The sequence below is a fragment of the Agromyces sp. H17E-10 genome (genome assembly GCF_022919715.1).
Taxonomy (GTDB): Bacteria; Actinomycetota; Actinomycetes; order Actinomycetales; family Microbacteriaceae; genus Agromyces.
Genome location: NZ_CP095042.1, coordinates 3,004,486 through 3,023,022, shown reverse-complemented (window position 1 = coordinate 3,023,022; position 18,537 = coordinate 3,004,486). Strand labels below are relative to the sequence as shown.

Genomic DNA, 18,537 nt, shown 5'->3' with positions numbered 1-18,537 from the left:
CATCCGCTTCGTGGGCGGAACCTGGCCCTCGCTCGGTGTGCGCAGGGTCGATTCAAGGGTACCGCCGGGTGGATGCCGCGCGGCGCATGGCCCCGCGGCCTCCGGCCGGCTCAGTGGAAGAAGTGGCGCTCGCCCGTGAAGTACATCGTGATGCCGGCCGCCTTCGCGGCCTCGACGACCTCGTCGTCGCGGACCGAGCCGCCCGGCTGCACGACGGCCTTCACGCCGCCGTCGAGGAGGATCTGCAGGCCGTCGGCGAAGGGGAAGAACGCGTCGGATGCCGCGACCGAGCCCGCAGCGCGGTCACCGGCGCGCTCCACCGCGAGCTTGCACGAGTCGACCCGGTTGACCTGGCCCATGCCGACGCCGACCGAGGCTCCGCCCGACGCGAGCAGGATGCCGTTCGACTTCACCGCGCGGCACGCCCGCCAGGCGAACTCGAGGTCGGCGAGGGTCTCGGCATCGGCGGGTTCACCCGCGGCGAGCGTCCAGTCGGCGGCAGCGGCGAAGTGCCGGTCGGCCTGCTGCAGCAGCATGCCGCCCGAGACCTGCTTGAGCTCGACGGCCGTCGGAGTGAAGCCCTCGGGCAGCGTGAGCAGCCGGATGTTCTTCTTCTGCGTGAGCAGCTCGACCGCCTCGGCCTCGAACGCCGGCGCCACGAGCACCTCGGTGAAGATGCCCGACACCGTCTCGGCCATCGCGAGCGTGACGGTGCGGTTCGCGGCGATGACCCCGCCGAACGCCGACACCGGGTCGCACTCGTGGGCACGGCGGTGCGCGTCGGCGATGGGGTCTTCGACACCGGGCGCGGCGACCGCGATGCCGCAGGGGTTCGCGTGCTTGATGATGGCCACGGCAGGCGTCTCGAAGTCGAAGGCCGCCCGCACCGCGGCATCCGCGTCGACGTAGTTGTTGTAGCTCATCTCCTTGCCGTGCAGCTGCACGGCCTGGGCGATGCCGGGCCGGCCGCCCTGCGACGCGTAGATCGCCGCCTGCTGGTGCGAGTTCTCGCCGTAGCGGAGGTCGGCGTCCTTGAGCCACGTGCCGCCCACCCACGCCGGGAACGGCGACACGTCGGCGGGCTGGTCGGGGGCGACGACGCTGCCGATCCAGCTCGCGACCGCGACGTCGTACGACGCCGTGTGCCGGAACGCCTCGCGCGCGAGCTCGCGCCGCTGCGCGAGCGTCGTGCCGCCGGCGACGACCGCGGCGGCGATCTCGTCGTAGCGCTCGGGCGAGACGACGACCGCGACGTTCGCATGGTTCTTCGCCGAGGCGCGCACCATGGCGGGTCCGCCGATGTCGATCTGCTCGACCACAGCGTCGGGCTCGGCGCCCGAGGCGACCGTCTCGACGAACGGGTAGAGGTTCACGACCACGAGTTCGAACGGCGCGATGCCGAGGCCCGCGAGCTCGCGCTCGTGCGACTCGAGGCGCAGGTCGGCGAGGAGCCCCGAGTGCACGCCGGGGTGCAGGGTGCGCACCCGGCCGTCGAGGTGCTCGGGGTAGCCCGTGACCTCGGCGATCTGCGTCACGGGCAGGCCCGCGTCGGCGATCGCCTTCGAGGTGCCGCCCGTCGAGACGATCTCGACGCCGGCGCCGACGAGCGCCGCCGCCAGCTCGGTGAGGCCGCGCTTGTCGCTCACGGCGATGAGTGCGCGGCGCACGGGCACGACGTCGCGGTCGCGGTAGAGGCTGGGGTCGATGGCGGGGCCGCTCATGATCGTGCGAGGTCCTTCAGGTCGAGGTGCGAATCGGCGATGTCGAGCACGGCCTGGATGAGCAGGCGCCGCTCGACGGGCTTGATGCGGTCGTGGAGGCTCGACTCGGTGTCGCCCGGCAGCACCGGGATGCGCTCCTGCGCGATGATCGGGCCGCCGTCGACCGAGTTGTCGACGACGATGAGGCTCGCGCCCGTCTGGTCGACGCCCGCCGCGAGCGCGTCGCGCACGCCGTGCGCGCCCGGGAACTCGGGCAGGTACGCCGGGTGGGTGTTGATGAGCTGCGGCGAGAACGCGTCGACCACGGCGGGCGGCACGAGGCGCATGAGTCCCGAGAGCACGACGAGGTCGGGCTCCCAGCGGCGTACCGCCTCGATGAGGGCGTCGCCCCACGCGTCGCGGTCGGCGTACGCGGTGAACGGCACCGTGAAGGTCGGCACCCCGAACTCCTCGCCGAGCACGAGACCGGATGCCTCGCGGTCGGCGCCGATCGCCACCACACGTGCGGGGAACTCGGCGTCTTCGGCGGCTTCGAGCAGGGCCCGGAGGTTGGAGCCTCCACCTGAGATCAGGACGACGAGCTTGAGCACCCTCTGAGCCTACCGGCCGAGATCGAGGCGTGACGTCGTCGCGGCCGGCGCCTCGGCGCTCGACGGCTGCTGCATCCTCGCCGTCACCGCGCCCACGATCGCACCGATCCCGACCGTCGCCGCGGCGACGAGCGCGACGGACCAGCCGTCGGGGCCGACGACCGCGAGACGACCCGGACCGACCGCGCCGCCCGACCACCAGGCGAGCAGTCCGAGCACGGCCGCTGCGACGAGGGCCGCGCCTGCGCCGACCGCGACCCCGCGCCACCACGGCTCGCGTCGCGCGGCGAGCGGATCGGCACGCAGCACGAGCCAGGCGCCCGCGAAGCCCGACACCACGGGCACGAGGAGCCAGAGCACGCCCAGCACGGGAGCTTCCGCCGGCAGCGCGCCGAGCAGGGGCAGGCCCGGGATCTGTCCGACGACCGTGCCGCCGGGGGCGATCGTCGTGCCGGCGCCGATCGCGAACCCGGGGCCGAGCATCCACGACGCGACCCAGATCACGAAGTTCGGCAGGAACGCGAGCTCGCCCACGAAGAGCAGGAGACCGCCGTCGACTCCCGAGCCGAGCGCCTGCGAGAGCCCCGCGATCGTCGCGTAGTCGAGCGCGATGAGCACCGCGACCACGACGCCCGCCACGGCGAGCACCGCGAACGCGGTGCCCGCGCCGATGCGGGTCGCCTGGCGGGCTGCGGCGACGAGATCGGCCGGGAGGTCGGCGACCCGTTCGCGCACCCAGCCGCCCGCGAGGTCGCCGTTGTCGGCCTCGCGCAAGGTCTCGAGCACCGCTCCGAGCACGACGCCGATCGCCATCACGAAGGCCGGCAGCAGGAGCGACTGCCAGAACGACACCCGCGCGGCGCCCGTCGATGCCGCGAGGCCGACGACGGTGCCGATCGCCGCGGTGACGACGACGGCCGACGCCGCCCCCGTGATCGAATGGCCGCCCGCGGCCGAGCGACGGCCGATGCGGCGGCCCGCGACGACCGTGAGCAGGGCGAACCCGAGCAGCGCGATCGTGATCGGGAAGGGGTCGCCCGCACCCGGCAACCCGATGCGTGCTGCGGTGACGTCGTCGAGGCGGGCCACGAGGTCGACGCCGTGGCCGAGCAGCCAGCCGTCGGCCGCGGCGCGGAAGAACACCGACACGTCGACGGCCAGCCCGTAGTGCACCGCCCAGACGATGAGCAGCGGCACGAGGGCGACGCCGATCCCGATGAGCGCGGCAACGGCGGCTTCGAGGGCGGAGAGCAGGGCGATCGTCGTGCGACTCATGACCCGGTCGAGCCTACCGGCGCGGCGGCATTGCTGCCGTCCGCGGCGCGGCGCGGCCGGTCACGTTGCAGTGACCCGGTCGAGGCCGCGCGTCCATACCGGCGCGGCGGCATTGCTGCCGTCCGCGGCGCGGCGCGGCCGGTCACGTGCAGTGACCCGGTCGAGGCGGCTCGTCCAAACCGGCGCGGCGCGGCCGGTCGCATGCCGCGCGGCGGCGCGGCGCGGCCGGTCACGTGCGCAGCGGCCCGTCGAGCGGCTCCGTCTCCTGTCGATCGACGTCGAGCACCGCGGTGTCGGCGTCGTCGGACTCCTCGTCCGCCACCGCCGCGTCGAAACCGACGGCCTCGTCGGCCGTCGCGGTCACGGGCGACGTCGGGGCCGCGGCATCCGCCTCGATCTCGTCGGCGGGCCGGCGAAGCAGCTCGACGAGCAGCACCGCGATGAGCGCGACGATGAGCGTGCCCCAGATCGCGCCGGTCGTGACCGGCCGGTTGAACATCAGCACGAGTGCGGCGATCAGGGCGATCGCCCCGTAGGCGAACCCGCGGAACCGGTCGAGCGCGATGCCGAAGGCGCCCGTCGTGACGCCGTGCGCGGCCGCCGTGCGGCGCAGCGACGAGAAGCCCGAGCCCGCGAATCCGCGCACCGCACGTGCGGGCCGCCACGGCCCCGCGAACCAGGCGATGATCGTGACGAGGAGGCCGAGCACGACCGCCGCGGCGGTGGTCGAGGCCATCGCCTCGGTGATGTAGCCGTAGATGGCGGTCGCGGCACCCGCCGGGATGAGGCTCGGGCTGACCGCGCCGAGGAAGACGACCTGGCCGACGGCGAAGCCCGAGGCGAGCAGGGCCATCACGAGGGTGAACCCGCCCGCGGTCCAGAACAGGGCGGCCGAACGACGCTTCGCGACGAACACGCCGGCCACGATGAACGCGAGCGCGACCCACGGCAGCCAGGTTCCCACGCCGAGCGCGAGCGCGTACACGGTGCGCACGAAGACGAACGCGTCGGCCTGCGCGATGACGATGCTCTGATCGACGACCGGGATCGAGGAGGCGAATCCGACGCCGTTGTCGACGAGCCGCTGCTTCACCGCCTCGATGATCGGGCCGAGCTGCACCGACAGGGTGCCGTCACCGCCGATCTCGAGTGCCGCGTTCGGGTCGTCCTGCATGGCGGCGATGAACTGCTTGTGCGATACCCGGAGCGCGTTCGCCCAGATGTCGGCGAACGCGTCCGAGGTGATGACCCGGTCGACGACGCCCGAGACGAGCGACTGCAGGCCCTGCACCGCCGGAGCCTCGAGCAGGCCGAGCGCCTGCTCCGCCTTCGGCGGCAGGTCGAGCGACCGGATGCCGTCGAACACGTCGGAGGTGAGCTGGGGGATGTCGACCTGCTTCTCGATGGCCGTCGTCACCTCGTCGGACACGAAGCTCTGCACCGCCGGGTCCTTCGCGAGCGGCGCGAACGTGGCGACGAACTGGTCGGTGTCGACGAGCTCGGCCCGCGCCCAGCTCGTGACCACGGCGACCGGGGCGAGCAGGAGCCCGATCACGACGAGCACGATCGCACCCGCGGTGCGTCCGCGGCCGCGCTTGGTGCGCGGTGTCGCGGCCGAAGCCGCCTCGGCGGCCGACTCGGCGTTCGCGGCCGCTTCCGCGGCAGCGGCTGCTGCGGTCTCGGCGCGCTCGCGCAGCTGCGCGTTCTCGCCCTCGAGCTGTGCGATCCGAGCCTGCAGTTCAGCGTTGGTCATCTTCGGCATCATGCCCCCTTTGGCATGACGATAGCGCTTCGGGTGCCGCGGTTCATCACGCAGATCAGTGGATGATCGCCTTCAACAGGATCATGACGAGCCCGAACGCCGCCGTGCCGACGGCGCCGAGCAGCTGCAGGTGGAGCGGTGCGCCGCGACGTCGGTACGCGACGAACCCGAGCACCGCGAGCACGACGACGCCCGCCCAGAGGGCCAGCCAGATCGTGAGCAGGTCGGGCACGACCTCGAGCACTCCGAGCAGCAGGATCGCCGACGGGATGAGCGCCGAGAGCAGCAGCCCGAGCGAGCGCCGCATCGACTCTCCGAACGCGTCGCGCAGGCCCATCACCCGCTCGACGGCGAGGCCGTGGCGTGCGACGGTGCCGGCGTAGACGTGCGCCGCCCAGAACACGAGCACCGTGACGATCACGGTCCAGAAGACCTGCCACGAGTTCGATCCGTGCGAGCCCGTCACGACGATCATGCCGCTCACGAGCAGGACCCCGTAGATCGACTCCTCGGTGACGAACGCGGTGCGCACGAGGCTCTCACGCGGCTCGGTCGGCGTCGGCGGGTGGGATGCCGCGGCCGCGGCATCCCCGTCATCGAAGTTCATGCCGCAACTCTCTCACAGGCTCCGATACCCCCTGTTCTGGGTTGATGAGGATACCTCGTCTACTCTGTCGCTGCCCGCCGACTCGGAGTAGCGTCGCATCCGAGCCCTGAGACTCCCCCTCGGGTCCGATGTTTCCCGCCGTCGATTACCCGCGACGGCGGGCCGACGACTCTCACCCGCACGCCCTGCCACGCCCGCGCACTGCCGCCCAGCCATCATCGCCCCCGCGGAGGACCGTCCGGTCCGCCCGGATCGGACGACGCTGCGCGAACCCGGAGGCGATGATGCCACTGCGCAACCAACCCGAGTCCTGTCCCACCCCGACCGAGCGCCGACGACGTCGCCGGCGCTCGCCGGTCATCGCGGCGGCCGCGATCGGCGGCCTGCTCCTGACCGGACTGTCGATGGCGCCGGCCTACGCGGCGCACCCCGAGGTGAGCCTGCCCGGCAGCAACTTCGAGATCGACGCCAACGCCAACCTCGCGCAGGACGACCCGTCGCCGTCGATCGACTGGGCGTCCGTCGCCGAGGTGCGCAAGCTCGACAAGCCCACCGGCGCGACCGACGACTCGTTCGGACAGGGCTCGAAGGAGGACACCCCGGTGCCCTCGGTCGTGGACGGCAGCATCCCGCCGAACAAGAGCGATCTCAAGACCTTCGGCTCCTACCTCGAAACCGCCCCCAACGGTACGAAGTTCCTGCACCTCTACTGGCACCGCGTCCAGGACCCGAGCGGCACGACCAACATGGACTTCGAGTTCAACCAGTCGAAGACCCTCTCGGGCAACGGGGTGACTCCCGTGCGGACGGCCGGCGACCTGCTCATCCAGTACGACCTCTCGCAGGGCGGCACCAACCCGGTGCTGTGGCTCTCGCGATGGGTCGCGACCGGCGCAGGCTCGCAGTGCGAGGCGAGCAACGCGACACCCTGCTGGGGCAAGCGCGTGAACCTCACCTCCGCCGGCAACGCGACCGGGTCGATCAACACGAGCGCGATCGCGGCCGGTGCCGCGGACGGGCTCGGGGCGATCTCGGCGCGGACCTTCGGCGAGGCGTCCGTCAACTTCACGGCACTGACCGGCGGCGCCGGCAAGTGCATATCGTTCGGCAGCGCCTACCTGAAGAGCCGTTCGTCGGACTCGTTCACCGCCGCGATGAAGGACTTCATCGCCCCGGCGGCGCTCGATCTCTCGAGCTGCGCGAAGGTCATCATCCGCAAGGTCACCGACCCGAACCCCGACCCCTCCGGGTCGACGTTCGCGTTCACGACGGCGAACTTCGCGGCTGAGAGTGCGACGAACCCGACGTTCGGCCTGAAGAACGGGGAGAACAAGACGTACTCCGACGTGTTCCTCGGCACCGGCATCAGCGTGAGCGAGAACCTCGCGGCGCTGCCGGCCGGGTGGAAGCTCGGGTCGATCGACTGCAGCGCGAGCACCGGCGTGACCCCCACGAAGGACCTCGCGTCGGGCAAGATCACGTTCGACCTCGACGCGACGGGCGACATCGTCGACTGCACCTACTACAACGAGACGGGTGGCACCGTCCGCGTGCACAAGGTGACCGATCCGTCACCCGACCCGAGCGACTCGTCGTTCGGCTACTCGACCGCGCTCAAGACGCTCGGCGGGGCCGTCAACCCGACGTTCGACCTGAAGAACGGCGGCACGAAGGAGTACACCGACGTGCTGCTCGGCACAGGTCTGACCATCACCGAGGACGACCTGCCGAACGGCTGGAAGCTCTCGGGCGTGGACTGCAGCGCGAGCACCGGCGTCACCCCCGTCGTCAGCGCGGCGAAGATCACCTTCGACATCGACGACGCCGATGACGTGCTCGACTGCACGTACACGAACGAGTCGGGCGGCACCGTGATCATCCACAAGGTGACGCAGCCGAACCCCGACCCGAGCGGTTCGAGCTTCGGGTACACCTCCGCGTTGTCGACGCTCGACGGGGCGGTCGATCCGACCTTCAGCCTGAAGAACGGCGAGACCAAGACGTACTCGAACGTGCTGTTCGGCACCGGCCTGACCGTCACCGAGGGCACCCTGCCCGACGGCTGGGAGCTCACCGATCTCGACTGCGACGCGAGCGTCGGCGTGACCCCCGACGTCACCGGGGCGACGGTCACGTTCGCGATCGACGATGCCGATGACGTGCTCGAGTGCACCTACACGAACCGTGCTCGTGCCTCGCTCACGATCGAGAAGATCACCGACGACGGCAGCGGCGCGTTCGACTTCACCTCGGGCACGCTCGATCCCTCGCCGTTCACCCTGACGACGAGCGGAGCCGGCGCCGCCGGTGCCGACTCGAGGTCGTTCTCCGACCTCGATCCCGGCACCTACGACGTCGCCGAGACCGTGCCACCGAACTGGCACCAGGTCGGCACGCCGACCTGCACCGACGGTTCGACGGTCGACTCGATCGCACTGTCGGCCGGTGAGGACACCACGTGCACCTTCCACAACGCGCGCAACACGGGCGCGATCAAGATCGTGAAGACGCACAAGCACGCGGCCGACGGCCCCGGCTCCCACCCCGAGTCGGGCGTCGAGTTCACGATCACCAACGGCACCCTCGACCAGCCGATCGTCGTGACGACGAACGCGCAGGGCATCGCCTGCGTGCCGGGCCTGCTCGTGAGCGCGTTCGCCGGCACATACACCGTCACCGAGACGGTGCCGGCCGGCGAGAAGGTCACGACGGACAACCCGCAGCTCGCGGCAGTCGCCACGAGCGAGGACGACTGCTCCGACGTCGGGGCCGCCGCGACCGTCTCGTTCGAGAACATGCCGCTGACCGACCTCACCGTGAGCGTCGACTCGCAGGTGCCGGGCGGCACGTACTCGAGCATCGAGTGCGACGTCGCCGGCTCCGACACCGTGGCGCTCGGTGACCAGCTCGACGACCCGTCGGTGACGGTGCCCGACCTCGAGCCGGGCACCTACACCTGCACCATCGTCATCGACCCGTGAGGAGGAGCTGACCGAAGCAGTTGAGCCCGGCGGGCAGTCCCCGGTCCGCCCGCCGCAACGCAGCACCCCGCAGCCCCCTGCCTGCGGGGTGCTGCCCGCTTCGACCGGGATGCCCCGACCGGGCGCACCGCGACGGCGAAGCACCCGTACCCCCCGTTCTGGGCTATGAGGATTGCTCAATTCCTCTTTCCCATCCGCCCGGTTCGGAGTACCGTCACTCGTGAGCCCTGAGACTCCCCCTCGGGTCCGATGTTTCCCGCCGTCGATTACCCGCGACGACGGGCCGACGACTCTCACCCGCACGCCCTGCCACGCCCGCGCACTGCCGCCCCGCAACCCATCGCCCCGCGGAGGACCGTCCGGTCCGCCCGGATCGGATGACGCTGCGCACCTCCGGAGGCGACGATGCCACTGCGCAACCAACCCGAGACCCGCCCCACCCCGCCCCGCCGCCGCAGGCGGCGCTCCCCGCTGCTCGCGGTCGCCGCCGTCGGCGGTCTCATCCTCACCGGCCTCGCCGTGGCCCCGGCCTACGCGAGCCACCCCGAGGTGAGCCTGCCCGGCAGCGACTTCGAGATCGACACGAACTCCAACCTCGTACGCGACGACCCCGCCCCGTCCATCGACTGGGCGAGCGTCACCGAAGTCCGCAAGGCCGACAAACCGACCGGCGCGACCGACGACTCGTTCGGACAGGGCTCGAAGGAGGACACGCTGGTGCCGACGGTCGTCGACGGCAGCATCCCGCCGAACAAGAGCGACCTCAAGAACTTCGGCCTCTACCTCGAGACCACGCCCAGCGGGCACCAGTTCCTGAACCTCTTCTGGCACCGCGTACAGGACCCGACCGGCACGACCAACATGGACTTCGAGTTCAACCAGTCCAAGGTGCTCTCGGCGAACGGCATCACGCCCGTGCGAACGGCCGGCGACCTGCTGATCCAGTACGACCTCGCGAACGGCGGCACGCATCCCGAGCTCTTCGTCGCCCGATGGATCACGTCCGGAGCCGGCTCGCAGTGCGAGGCCAGCAACTCGACGCCGTGCTGGGGGAAGCGGACCAACTTCAGCCAGCTCGGACTCGCGACGGGCTCGATCAACACGACGCCGATCCTGGCGGGCAATGCCGACGGCCTCGGGGCCATCTCGGCTCGCACGTTCGGTGAGGCGACGGTCGACTACACGGCGCTCGCGTCGACGCTCGACCAGTGCGAGACGTTCGGCAGCGCGTACCTGAAGAGCCGGTCGTCCGACTCCTTCTCGGCCGCGATGAAGGACTTCATCGCACCGATCGGAACGGGATTCCCGACCTGCGGCGGCGTCATCATCCGCAAGGTCACCGACCCGGCCGGATCGACGGAGGACTTCACGTACACGAAGGACTTCTCGAGCGATCCCTCTGGGAGCACCTTCACGCTGAGCGACGGCGAGTCGCAGGCGTTCGCGAAGGTGCCGATCAATACGACGGGCCATGTGAGCGAGTCGGCCCTGCCTCCGGGCTGGGACTTCGACAAGATCGACTGCACGGCGAGCACGGGCGGTTCGAACGTCTCGACCAACGGGACGACGATCACGTTCAACCTCGCCACCGCGAGTGACACGGTCGACTGCACGTACTACAACAAGGCGCGCGGCTCGATCACCGTGGAGAAGATCACCGACAGCGGCATGGGTGCGTTCGAGTTCACCTCGAACACGCTCGACTCGCCGTTCACGCTGACCACGACGGCCGCCGGCGCCGCGGGCAAGGACTCGGAGGCGTTCGGCAGCCTCGTTCCGGGAACCTACGACGTCGCCGAGACCGTCCCCGCCAATTGGCACCTGGTCAGCGCGAGCTGCACGGGTGACGACGACGGGAGCGACCCCGCGACGATCGTGCTCGACCCGGGTGAGAACGTGGTCTGCACCTTCCACAACGACCGCAACGTCGGCGCGATCAAGATCGTGAAGACCCACAAGCACGCGGCCGACGGCCCCGGCGACCACCCTGAGGCGGGCGTCGAGTTCACGGTCTCGGGCGGCGGGCTCGTCGATCCCATCGTGGTCGAGACCGGCAGCGACGGCACCGTGTGCGTGCCCGGTCTGCTCGTGAGCGCGTTCGCGAACAACTACACCGTGACCGAGACGGTGCCCGCGGGCGAGAAGGTCACGACCGACAATCCGCAGTATGCGGCGGTCGCGACGAGCAGCCAAGCTGATTGCTCCGATGTCGGAGCCGCCGCCACGGTCACGTTCGCGAACATGCCGTTGACGAACATCACCGTCGGCGTCGACTCGCAGGTCGACGGCGGCACCGCCTCGACGATCGAGTGCACGCCGACCGATGACCCCGGTGACGACGCGACGACGGGGGCGAACGGCGACGGCAGCTTCACGCTGAACGACCTCGAACCCGGCACCTACGTGTGCACGGTCGTCGTCGACCCGTGATCGCAGAAGGGAACCGACTGAACTGAACTGCTGAGACCGGCGGGTGCGTCCCCCCGATTCGCCCCGCCGAACGCAGAACCCCGCAGGCTCGAGCCTGCGGGGTTCTGTCGTGCGAGGCCGGATGCCTCGGACGGAGGTGGTGTGCCTACAGCGCGGCGTAGACCTCGCGGAGCAGCTGCGCCGTCTCGCTCGGGGTCTTGCCGACCTTGACGCCGGCGGCCTCGAGGGCCTCCTTCTTCGCCTGCGCGGTGCCCGCCGAGCCCGACACGATCGCGCCGGCGTGGCCCATCGTCTTGCCCTCGGGAGCCGTGAAGCCCGCGACGTAGCCGACGACCGGCTTCGTGACGTTCGCCTTGATGAAGTCGGCCGCGCGCTCTTCGGCGTCGCCGCCGATCTCGCCGATCATGACGATCGCCTTGGTCTCGGGGTCGGCCTCGAACGCGGCGAGCGCGTCGATGTGCGTCGTGCCGATGATCGGGTCGCCGCCGATGCCGATCGCGGTCGAGAAGCCGAGGTCGCGCAGCTCGTACATCATCTGGTACGTGAGCGTGCCCGACTTCGAGACGAGGCCGATCGGGCCCTTGCCGGTGATGTTCGCCGGCGTGATGCCGACGAGCGACTCACCGGGGCTGATGATGCCGGGGCAGTTCGGCCCGATGATGCGGGTCTTGCCGCCCTTCTCCTTGGCGTACGCCCAGAACTCGGCCGAGTCCTGCACGGGCACGCCCTCGGTGATGATGACGAGGAGCGGGATCTCGGCGTCGATGGCCTCGACGACGGCGTCCTTCGTGAACGCCGGGGGCACGAACGCGATCGAGACGTCGGCACCGGTCTCGGCCATGGCCTCGGCCACGGAGGCGAAGACCGGCAGCTCGACGGAGTCGCCCGAGGCATCCGTGTGCAGCACCGTGGTGCCCGCCTTGCGGGCGTTCACGCCGCCGACCACCTGGGTGCCGGCCGCGAGCATGCGCGCCGTGTGCTTCGAGCCCTCGCCGCCGGTGATGCCCTGGACGATGACCTTGCTGTCCTTGTTGAGGAAGATCGTCATTGCTCTGTACGCCCCTTACGCGTTCGCCAGCTCGGCGGCCTTGTCGGCGCCCTGGTCCATGTTCTCGGCGAGGGTGACGAGCGGGTGCGCCGCCTCCTCGAGGATGCGACGGCCCTCGACGACGTTGTTGCCGTCGAGACGCACGACGAGCGGCTTGTTCGCGGTCGAGCCGAGCTCGGCGAGCGCGCCCACGATGCCCTTCGCGACCTGGTCGCACGCGGTGATGCCGCCGAAGACGTTGACGAACACGCTCTTGACCTGCGGGTCGCCGAGGATGATGCCGAGGCCGTTGGCCATGACCTCGGCCGAGGCGCCGCCGCCGATGTCGAGGAAGTTGGCGGGCTTCACGTTGCCGTGGTTCTCACCGGCGTAGGCCACGACGTCGAGCGTCGACATGACGAGGCCCGCGCCGTTGCCGATGATGCCGACCTCACCGTCGAGCTTGACGTAGTTGAGGTCGAGGGCCTTCGCGGCGGCCTCGAGCGGGTCGGCCGCGGCCTTGTCTTCGAGCAGGGCGTGGTTCTGGTGGCGGAACTCGGCGTTCTCGTCGAGCGAGACCTTGCCGTCGAGCGCGATGACGTTGCCGTCCTCGTCGAGGATGAGCGGGTTGACCTCGACGAGCGTCGCATCCTCGCCCTTGTAGACCTCGTAGAGCTTCACGAAGATGTCGGCGACCTTGTCGACGAGGTCGGCCGGGAAGTTCGCAGCGACCGCGATCTCGCGGGCCTTGGCCGCGTCGACGCCGGCGATCGGGTCGACCTCGATGCGCGCGAGCGCCTCGGGCTTCTCGACCGCGAGCTGCTCGATCTCCATGCCGCCCTCGACGCTCGTGAGCGAGAGGTAGGAGCGGTTGGCGCGGTCGAGCAGCACCGAGAAGTAGAACTCCTGAGCGATGCGGGCGCCGCCGGCGACCATGACGCGCTTGACGACGTGGCCCTTGATGTCGAGGCCGAGGATGGCCTGGGCCGCCTCGTACGCCTCGTCGGGGGTCTTCGCGACCTTGACGCCGCCGGCCTTGCCGCGGCCGCCCGTCTTCACCTGGGCCTTGACCACGACGACGCCGCCGAGCTTCTCGGCGGCCGCACGCACCTCGTCGGGGGTGTCGGCGACGATGCCCGGGAGCACCGGGACCCCGTACTGCTCGAACAGGTCTCTGGCCTGGTACTCGTAAAGATCCACGCTCTACTTCCAATCGGTCCGCACGCGCGATCGCGCACAGGGGCTGGTGGGTTTCGGCCCGGAGGGCGACGAAAAAACATCTCGACGTCAAGACAAGTGGGCCGTCTACCATGCTACTCCCCGCCCCGGCAAGCCGAGAATCGGGTGGGATGCCCCGGTGTCTCGTCGCCCGGACGGCAACCCCCTTGGCACCGGGCACCCCGATCGGGAGACTGGCGGAATGGGTGCGGACGACGCTGCTGCGAGGCATCCCGAGGTGCGGATCGGCATCTCCGGCTGGGTGTACCCGCGCTGGCGAGGCGAGTTCTACCCGGCCGGCCTCCGGCAGGCCGACGAACTCGCGTACGCGAGTGAGCGGCTCACGGCGATCGAGCTGAACGGCTCGTTCTACGCGTTGCAGCGGCCGCCGAGCTGGGCGCGCTGGCGCGACACTGCACCTGAGGGTTTCGTGTTCGCGGTCAAGGGGCCGCGGTTCATCACGCACATCAAGCGCCTGCGCGAGACGGCGGCACCGCTCGCGAACTTCTTCGCCTCGGGCGTGCTCGACCTCGGGCCGAAGCTCGGGCCGATCCTCTGGCAGCTGCCGCCGACGCTCGCCTACGAGCACGGCCTGCTCGACCGGTTCCTCGGTGCGCTGCCCGCGACGCGGTCGCAGGCGTCGCGGCTCGCCGCCCGCCACGACGGGCGGATGACCGGTCGCAGTTCGTACCGCGCCGGCGACGACGCGCCGCTCCGGCACGCGGTCGAGGTGCGGCATCCGTCGTTCGAGACCGCCGCCGACGAGTGGGCCGACCTGCTCGCGCAGCACGGCGTCGCGAGCGTGACGGCCGACACCGCGGGCCGCTACCCGCGCATCGACCGCGTCACCGCCGGCTTCGCGTACGCGCGACTGCACGGCGAGGAGGAGCTCTACGCCTCGGGCTACGACGACACCTCGCTCGATCGCTGGGCCGAATGGGCGCGAGGTCACCTCGCCGCCGGCCGCGACGCGTACCTCTTCTTCGACAACGACGTGAAGGTGCGCGCGCCGTTCGACGCGATGGCGCTCATCGAACGGCTCCCCCGCCCCGGGGAGGCCGGGTGAGGCCAGCCTCGCCATGCTGGCGGCGCCGGGCGGCCGCTGTCAGACTGCCGACATGACGGATGCCTCGACCGAACCGGTGCACGGTGACGACCCGCACGACCCGCGGGTGCACGAGAAGCTCAACTGGCTGCGCGCTGGCGTGCTCGGCGCGAACGACGGCATCATCTCGGTCGCCGCGCTCGTCGTCGGCGTCGCCGCCGCCACGACCGACCTCGGCGCCATCCTCGTCGCCGGCATCGCCTCGGTCGTCGCGGGCGCCATCTCGATGGGCCTCGGCGAGTACGTGTCGGTGTCGACGCAGCGCGACACCGAACATGCGCTCATCGCGAAGGAGACGCGCGAGCTCGCCGAGATGCCCGACAAGGAGCTCGCCGAGCTCGCCGGCATCTACCGCGGGAAGGGCCTCTCGGCCGAGACCGCCGACCGGGTCGCGCGAGAGCTCACCGCGCACGACGCGCTCTCGGCGCACCTCGAGGCGGAGCTGCACATCTCGGCCGACGACGTCGTGAACCCGTGGCACGCCGCCGGAGCATCCGCCCTGTCGTTCCTCGTCGGTGCCGTGCTGCCGATGCTCGCGATCCTCCTGCCGCCGCCCGAGTGGCGCATCGCGACGACGTTCCTCGCCGTCGTCGTCGCGCTCGCGATCACCGGCTGGCTGTCGGCCTGGATCGGCGGGGCGCCGCGCGGGCGCGCCGTGCTGCGGGTCGTCATCGGCGGGGCGCTCGCGCTCGTCGTGACCTGGGTCATCGGCGGTCTGCTCGGCGGGGTCGTCTGACGCCTCGTCGTCCTCCGAACTGGGGCCGTGTGGGCCCACCGGGCCGGGCGTAGAGTGCGCCTCGACGGCCCGCGGGGCGGGCGGACGGCGAGGTGCACGATGTCCGAGGTCGGCCAGGCGTTCTCGAGGCGCACGTTCCTGCAGGGGTCGGCGGCCGTCGCCGGGATCAGTCTCGTCGGGCTGCCCGACCTACTGGCGGCGCCGCCCGGCGCGGTCGCCGCACCGACGTCGACGGCGCTGCCGTCGGGGTACGCCGCGCCGACCACGCCGACGGGGGTCGCCCTCCCGATGCTGAGCGACGCGCTGAACTTCAGCCGACCCGAATGCTACGAGACGATCCAGGCCGGCCGACGGCCGAACAACCGCATGCACCAGAAGGCCGACCTCGACGGCGACGGGCAGGACGAGCTCATCGCCCGCGGCGCCGGCGGCATCCTCGCCTACCGCTTCGACCCGGGCACGGGCCAGTGGTGGAGCCTGCGCAACGGACCGGCATGGAGCGACGACCGAGGGTGGGCGCGCAACAACCACTTCGCGACGATCCAGACGGCCGACCTCGACGGCGACGGCCGCGCCGAGCTCATCGGCTGGGGGCCTGCGGGCATCGAGGTCTACCGCTACGTCTCCGACGAGGAGGGCTGGAGCGACCTCGGTGTGGCGAACCCGATCACCCAGAAGAACTTCGAGGCCCCCTTCTACTCCGGCACCATGCAGTGCGCCGACATCGACGGAGACGGTCGCGACGAGCTCCTCGCCCGGTTCAGCGACGGCCTTCACGTGTGGAAGCTCGACGGCACGGCCTGGACGAAGATGCCGACGCTCACCGTCATGTCGGACACGAACGGCTGGGATCTGATGAGCCGATTCCCGACCATCCAGTGCGCCGATCTCGATCTCACGGGCGTCGCGTGGGTGCTCGGCCGCGACGCCGAGGGGCTCCACGCCTGGAAGTACGCGAACGGCGGCTGGACGGAACCGCATGCCGTGCTCACCGACCTGAAGGAGAACGACACCTCGCTCGGCGACCTGATCTACGACGACTGCATCCAGTGCGCCGACCTCACGGGCTTCGGCAGCCTGAACGTGCTCGCCCGCGTCGACGAGCAGCTCAGGGTGTGGCAGCACAGGCTCTGGGGCTGGGAGGAGCTGGCGCCCGGCGCCGGCCCGATGCTCACCGACGCGAACGGGTGGAGCGAGCCCCAGTACGCCATGACGATCCAGACCGCACACCTGCAGGGCGGCAACGCCCTCGTGTTCGCCCGGGCGTGGGCCGGCATCGTGGTCTGGCTGTTCAACGGCGCGGAGTGGGTCGAGCTCGCGCCGGGTCACCCCGCCTGGTCGGACGACAACGGCTGGGACCGCGTCCAGTACTACAGCACGATCCAGACCGCCCGCGTGCGCACGAGCGACGACGAGACGAACCCGCACGTGCCCGCCAACGAGTCGGGCACGGTCGACGTGCTGATCGGCCGATCGGCGCTCGCGATCGAGACATACTGCATGCAGAGCGACGGCGACTGGGCGGCGACGAGCGCGCCCTGGCCGACGCTCGATGCCGGCGCCTACGCCGCGGCGGCGACCGCGCTCGGTCTCACCGACGGACGACAGGTGCGCGACCTCTACGAGCTCGACCGCGATCTCGACAAGGACGCGTCGAAGCTCGACAGCCCGGTGCCACCGCCGCCCGCCGGGTACACGGGTACGCACGACACCTGGACGGCCACGTGCACCCAGCTCGCCATCGAGCTGCGACGGGCCGAGAGCGTCAACGACTGGTACACGAACGTCAACCATCTGATCACGCAGACCTCCATCGGCGACGACCTCTCGCTCCAGGCGGTCGCCGCGAGCCTCCAGCTCAAGGACACCTCGAAGACCTCGTTGGCCCTGTCGATCATCTCGATGCTCGCGAACGCCGCCGCGTCGGCACTCAGCCTCGGCGACTTCGACGTGGCGTCGTGCGCTGCCGGGTTCGTCAGCTCCGCCTTCGGCGCCGGTGCCGCGGCGACGGGCGGGGCGAGCGACGCCGCGCAGGACACGATCGCCGACCTCGACGAAGAGCTCAGCACCCGATACCAAGCCGCACTCGACGAGAGCGCCGACCAGTCGGCCCGCGCGACCAAGGACTACGGGCTCATGACGGCGATCGCCGAGCAGATCGCGAGCGCCAACCTCGCCTGGTCGTGGAGCGAACCCGCGCAGAACGCGATGTCCGAGGCGAGCCAACACTCGTTCAACGTCTCGGCCTGCCAGGCCCTGGTGATCCCGGTCGGCTGGAAGTGGTCGGTGTGGGGTCTCGACGTCGATGTCCCCCGCACGCCGTACGAGCAGTACCTGACGAACGGCTGGCTCTGGGCGACCGTGCCAGACGACGACCCCGAGTCGTACTACTGCGGCCTCTACATGCTCGTGCAGGGCACCTACACGCTGATCGACGACAACCCGCTCACCCTGGTGATCGGGCCGTCGAACGCCACGATCACCTCGTACTCCGTTCCCGTCGAGAACATCATCGCCGCGCGCCACGGGTGGCCCCGCCTCGGCAGCGCTGCGACTGAGCGCATCTACACGGGGTGCTCCGACGTCGCCGACCCGTGGACGTTCAACCCCGATGCCGACACCACCGGCACCGCCGTGGGCGCCCTCGCCGCGGGCACCCTCGTGGCGGGCACCGCCGGTCCGGCGTCGGGCACGAGCACCGCACGCGGCGGCAAGGGAACCCCGCAGAAGCCCGACGAACCGAACCCGCCGCGGCCGCTCGGCGTCGACCTCGCCCTTCGGGTGCGCCTCGAGCGCGACGCGATCGGCGAGATCGTCGCGCGAATCGACGTCGCCAACTACGGGCTCAGTCCGGCCGAGGAGGCCGAGATCAGCGTCGCGACGCTCGGCGGGCGCGCGCCGCGGGCACACTCCCTGCCGACCCGTCGACGGGTCATCGACGACGGCGAGGAGCTCCGCGCGCACCTGCGCTATTCGGGCGTGCCGGGCAAGCCGGGCAAGCCCGTCGCCCTCAAGGTGACCGTGCAGTACCGCGGTGGGAAGTTCAGCGAAACCCTGCATCTGCAGCTGCCCTGAGCCCGGGCGG

General features: G+C 70.9%; 12 protein-coding genes. 5 read left to right on the top strand and 7 right to left on the bottom strand.

Annotation, left to right across the window (positions count from 1 at the left end; all coding sequences use genetic code 11):
• Positions 1 to 110: 110 nt before the first annotated feature.
• The 5 genes from purH to MUN74_RS13705 all read right to left on the bottom strand — a co-directional run bounded on the left by purH (position 111) and on the right by MUN74_RS13705 (position 5,955).
• On the bottom strand, positions 111 to 1,721 hold the full coding sequence (gene purH / locus MUN74_RS13725; RefSeq protein WP_244852921.1) for a bifunctional phosphoribosylaminoimidazolecarboxamide formyltransferase/IMP cyclohydrolase: 1,611 nt from the start codon (positions 1,719 to 1,721) through the stop codon (positions 111 to 113).
• Positions 1,718 to 2,311, bottom strand: a complete 594-nt coding sequence (purN, locus tag MUN74_RS13720) for a phosphoribosylglycinamide formyltransferase (RefSeq protein ID WP_244852920.1) — start codon at positions 2,309 to 2,311, stop codon at positions 1,718 to 1,720. The genes purH and purN overlap by 4 nt, the downstream gene beginning before the upstream one ends.
• A gap of 9 nt (positions 2,312 to 2,320) precedes the next feature.
• Complete coding sequence (locus tag MUN74_RS13715; RefSeq protein ID WP_244852919.1) at positions 2,321 to 3,586, bottom strand: cell division protein PerM; 1,266 nt, start codon at positions 3,584 to 3,586, stop codon at positions 2,321 to 2,323.
• Between the two features lie 229 nt (positions 3,587 to 3,815).
• Positions 3,816 to 5,339, bottom strand: coding sequence for a hypothetical protein (locus MUN74_RS13710; protein ID WP_244852918.1), 1,524 nt, complete (start codon positions 5,337 to 5,339; stop codon positions 3,816 to 3,818).
• Positions 5,340 to 5,403: 64 nt separating this feature from the next.
• The gene (locus tag MUN74_RS13705) at positions 5,404 to 5,955 is read right to left on the bottom strand and encodes a hypothetical protein (RefSeq protein WP_244852916.1); all 552 of its coding nucleotides are present in this window, start codon (positions 5,953 to 5,955) and stop codon (positions 5,404 to 5,406) included.
• Positions 5,956 to 6,239: 284 nt separating this feature from the next.
• Between MUN74_RS13705 and MUN74_RS13700 the strand changes: the two genes are divergently transcribed.
• Both MUN74_RS13700 and MUN74_RS13695 read left to right on the top strand, forming a co-directional pair.
• A complete protein-coding gene (locus tag MUN74_RS13700; protein ID WP_244852914.1) occupies positions 6,240 to 8,936 on the top strand; it encodes a prealbumin-like fold domain-containing protein in 2,697 nt (898 codons plus the stop codon).
• A gap of 405 nt (positions 8,937 to 9,341) precedes the next feature.
• Positions 9,342 to 11,366, top strand: coding sequence for a prealbumin-like fold domain-containing protein (locus tag MUN74_RS13695; protein ID WP_244852912.1), 2,025 nt, complete (start codon positions 9,342 to 9,344; stop codon positions 11,364 to 11,366).
• Positions 11,367 to 11,511: 145 nt separating this feature from the next.
• On the opposite strand, the gene sucD is transcribed toward MUN74_RS13695, so the two are convergent.
• Complete coding sequence (sucD, locus tag MUN74_RS13690; RefSeq protein WP_244852911.1) at positions 11,512 to 12,414, bottom strand: succinate--CoA ligase subunit alpha; 903 nt, start codon at positions 12,412 to 12,414, stop codon at positions 11,512 to 11,514.
• Positions 12,415 to 12,429: 15 nt separating this feature from the next.
• Positions 12,430 to 13,593, bottom strand: coding sequence for an ADP-forming succinate--CoA ligase subunit beta (gene sucC, locus MUN74_RS13685; protein ID WP_244852909.1), 1,164 nt, complete (start codon positions 13,591 to 13,593; stop codon positions 12,430 to 12,432).
• A gap of 220 nt (positions 13,594 to 13,813) precedes the next feature.
• On the opposite strand from sucC, the gene MUN74_RS13680 reads away from it, so the two are divergent.
• The 3 genes from MUN74_RS13680 (at position 13,814) to MUN74_RS13670 (ending at position 18,527) form a co-directional block, all read left to right on the top strand.
• Entirely contained in the window at positions 13,814 to 14,677 is an 864-nt protein-coding gene (locus MUN74_RS13680) for a DUF72 domain-containing protein (protein WP_244852907.1), read from the top strand.
• A gap of 52 nt (positions 14,678 to 14,729) precedes the next feature.
• Positions 14,730 to 15,452, top strand: a complete 723-nt coding sequence (locus MUN74_RS13675) for a VIT1/CCC1 transporter family protein (RefSeq protein WP_244852905.1) — start codon at positions 14,730 to 14,732, stop codon at positions 15,450 to 15,452.
• A 99-nt stretch (positions 15,453 to 15,551) separates the two neighbouring features.
• Positions 15,552 to 18,527, top strand: coding sequence for an FG-GAP repeat domain-containing protein (locus MUN74_RS13670; protein ID WP_244852904.1), 2,976 nt, complete (start codon positions 15,552 to 15,554; stop codon positions 18,525 to 18,527).
• Positions 18,528 to 18,537: the final 10 nt, after the last annotated feature.

Coding starts and splice junctions, on each gene's coding strand:
- MUN74_RS13695 (WP_244852912.1), top strand. CDS start 9,342: ATGCCACTGCGCAACCAACCCGAGACCCGCCCCACCCCGCCCCGCCGC.
- MUN74_RS13705 (WP_244852916.1), bottom strand. CDS start 5,955: ATGAACTTCGATGACGGGGATGCCGCGGCCGCGGCATCCCACCCGCCG.
- MUN74_RS13680 (WP_244852907.1), top strand. CDS start 13,814: ATGGGTGCGGACGACGCTGCTGCGAGGCATCCCGAGGTGCGGATCGGC.
- MUN74_RS13675 (WP_244852905.1), top strand. CDS start 14,730: ATGACGGATGCCTCGACCGAACCGGTGCACGGTGACGACCCGCACGAC.
- purH (WP_244852921.1), bottom strand. CDS start 1,721: ATGAGCGGCCCCGCCATCGACCCCAGCCTCTACCGCGACCGCGACGTC.
- MUN74_RS13670 (WP_244852904.1), top strand. CDS start 15,552: ATGTCCGAGGTCGGCCAGGCGTTCTCGAGGCGCACGTTCCTGCAGGGG.
- MUN74_RS13710 (WP_244852918.1), bottom strand. CDS start 5,339: ATGACCAACGCTGAACTGCAGGCTCGGATCGCACAGCTCGAGGGCGAG.
- MUN74_RS13700 (WP_244852914.1), top strand. CDS start 6,240: ATGCCACTGCGCAACCAACCCGAGTCCTGTCCCACCCCGACCGAGCGC.
- MUN74_RS13715 (WP_244852919.1), bottom strand. CDS start 3,586: ATGAGTCGCACGACGATCGCCCTGCTCTCCGCCCTCGAAGCCGCCGTT.
- sucD (WP_244852911.1), bottom strand. CDS start 12,414: ATGACGATCTTCCTCAACAAGGACAGCAAGGTCATCGTCCAGGGCATC.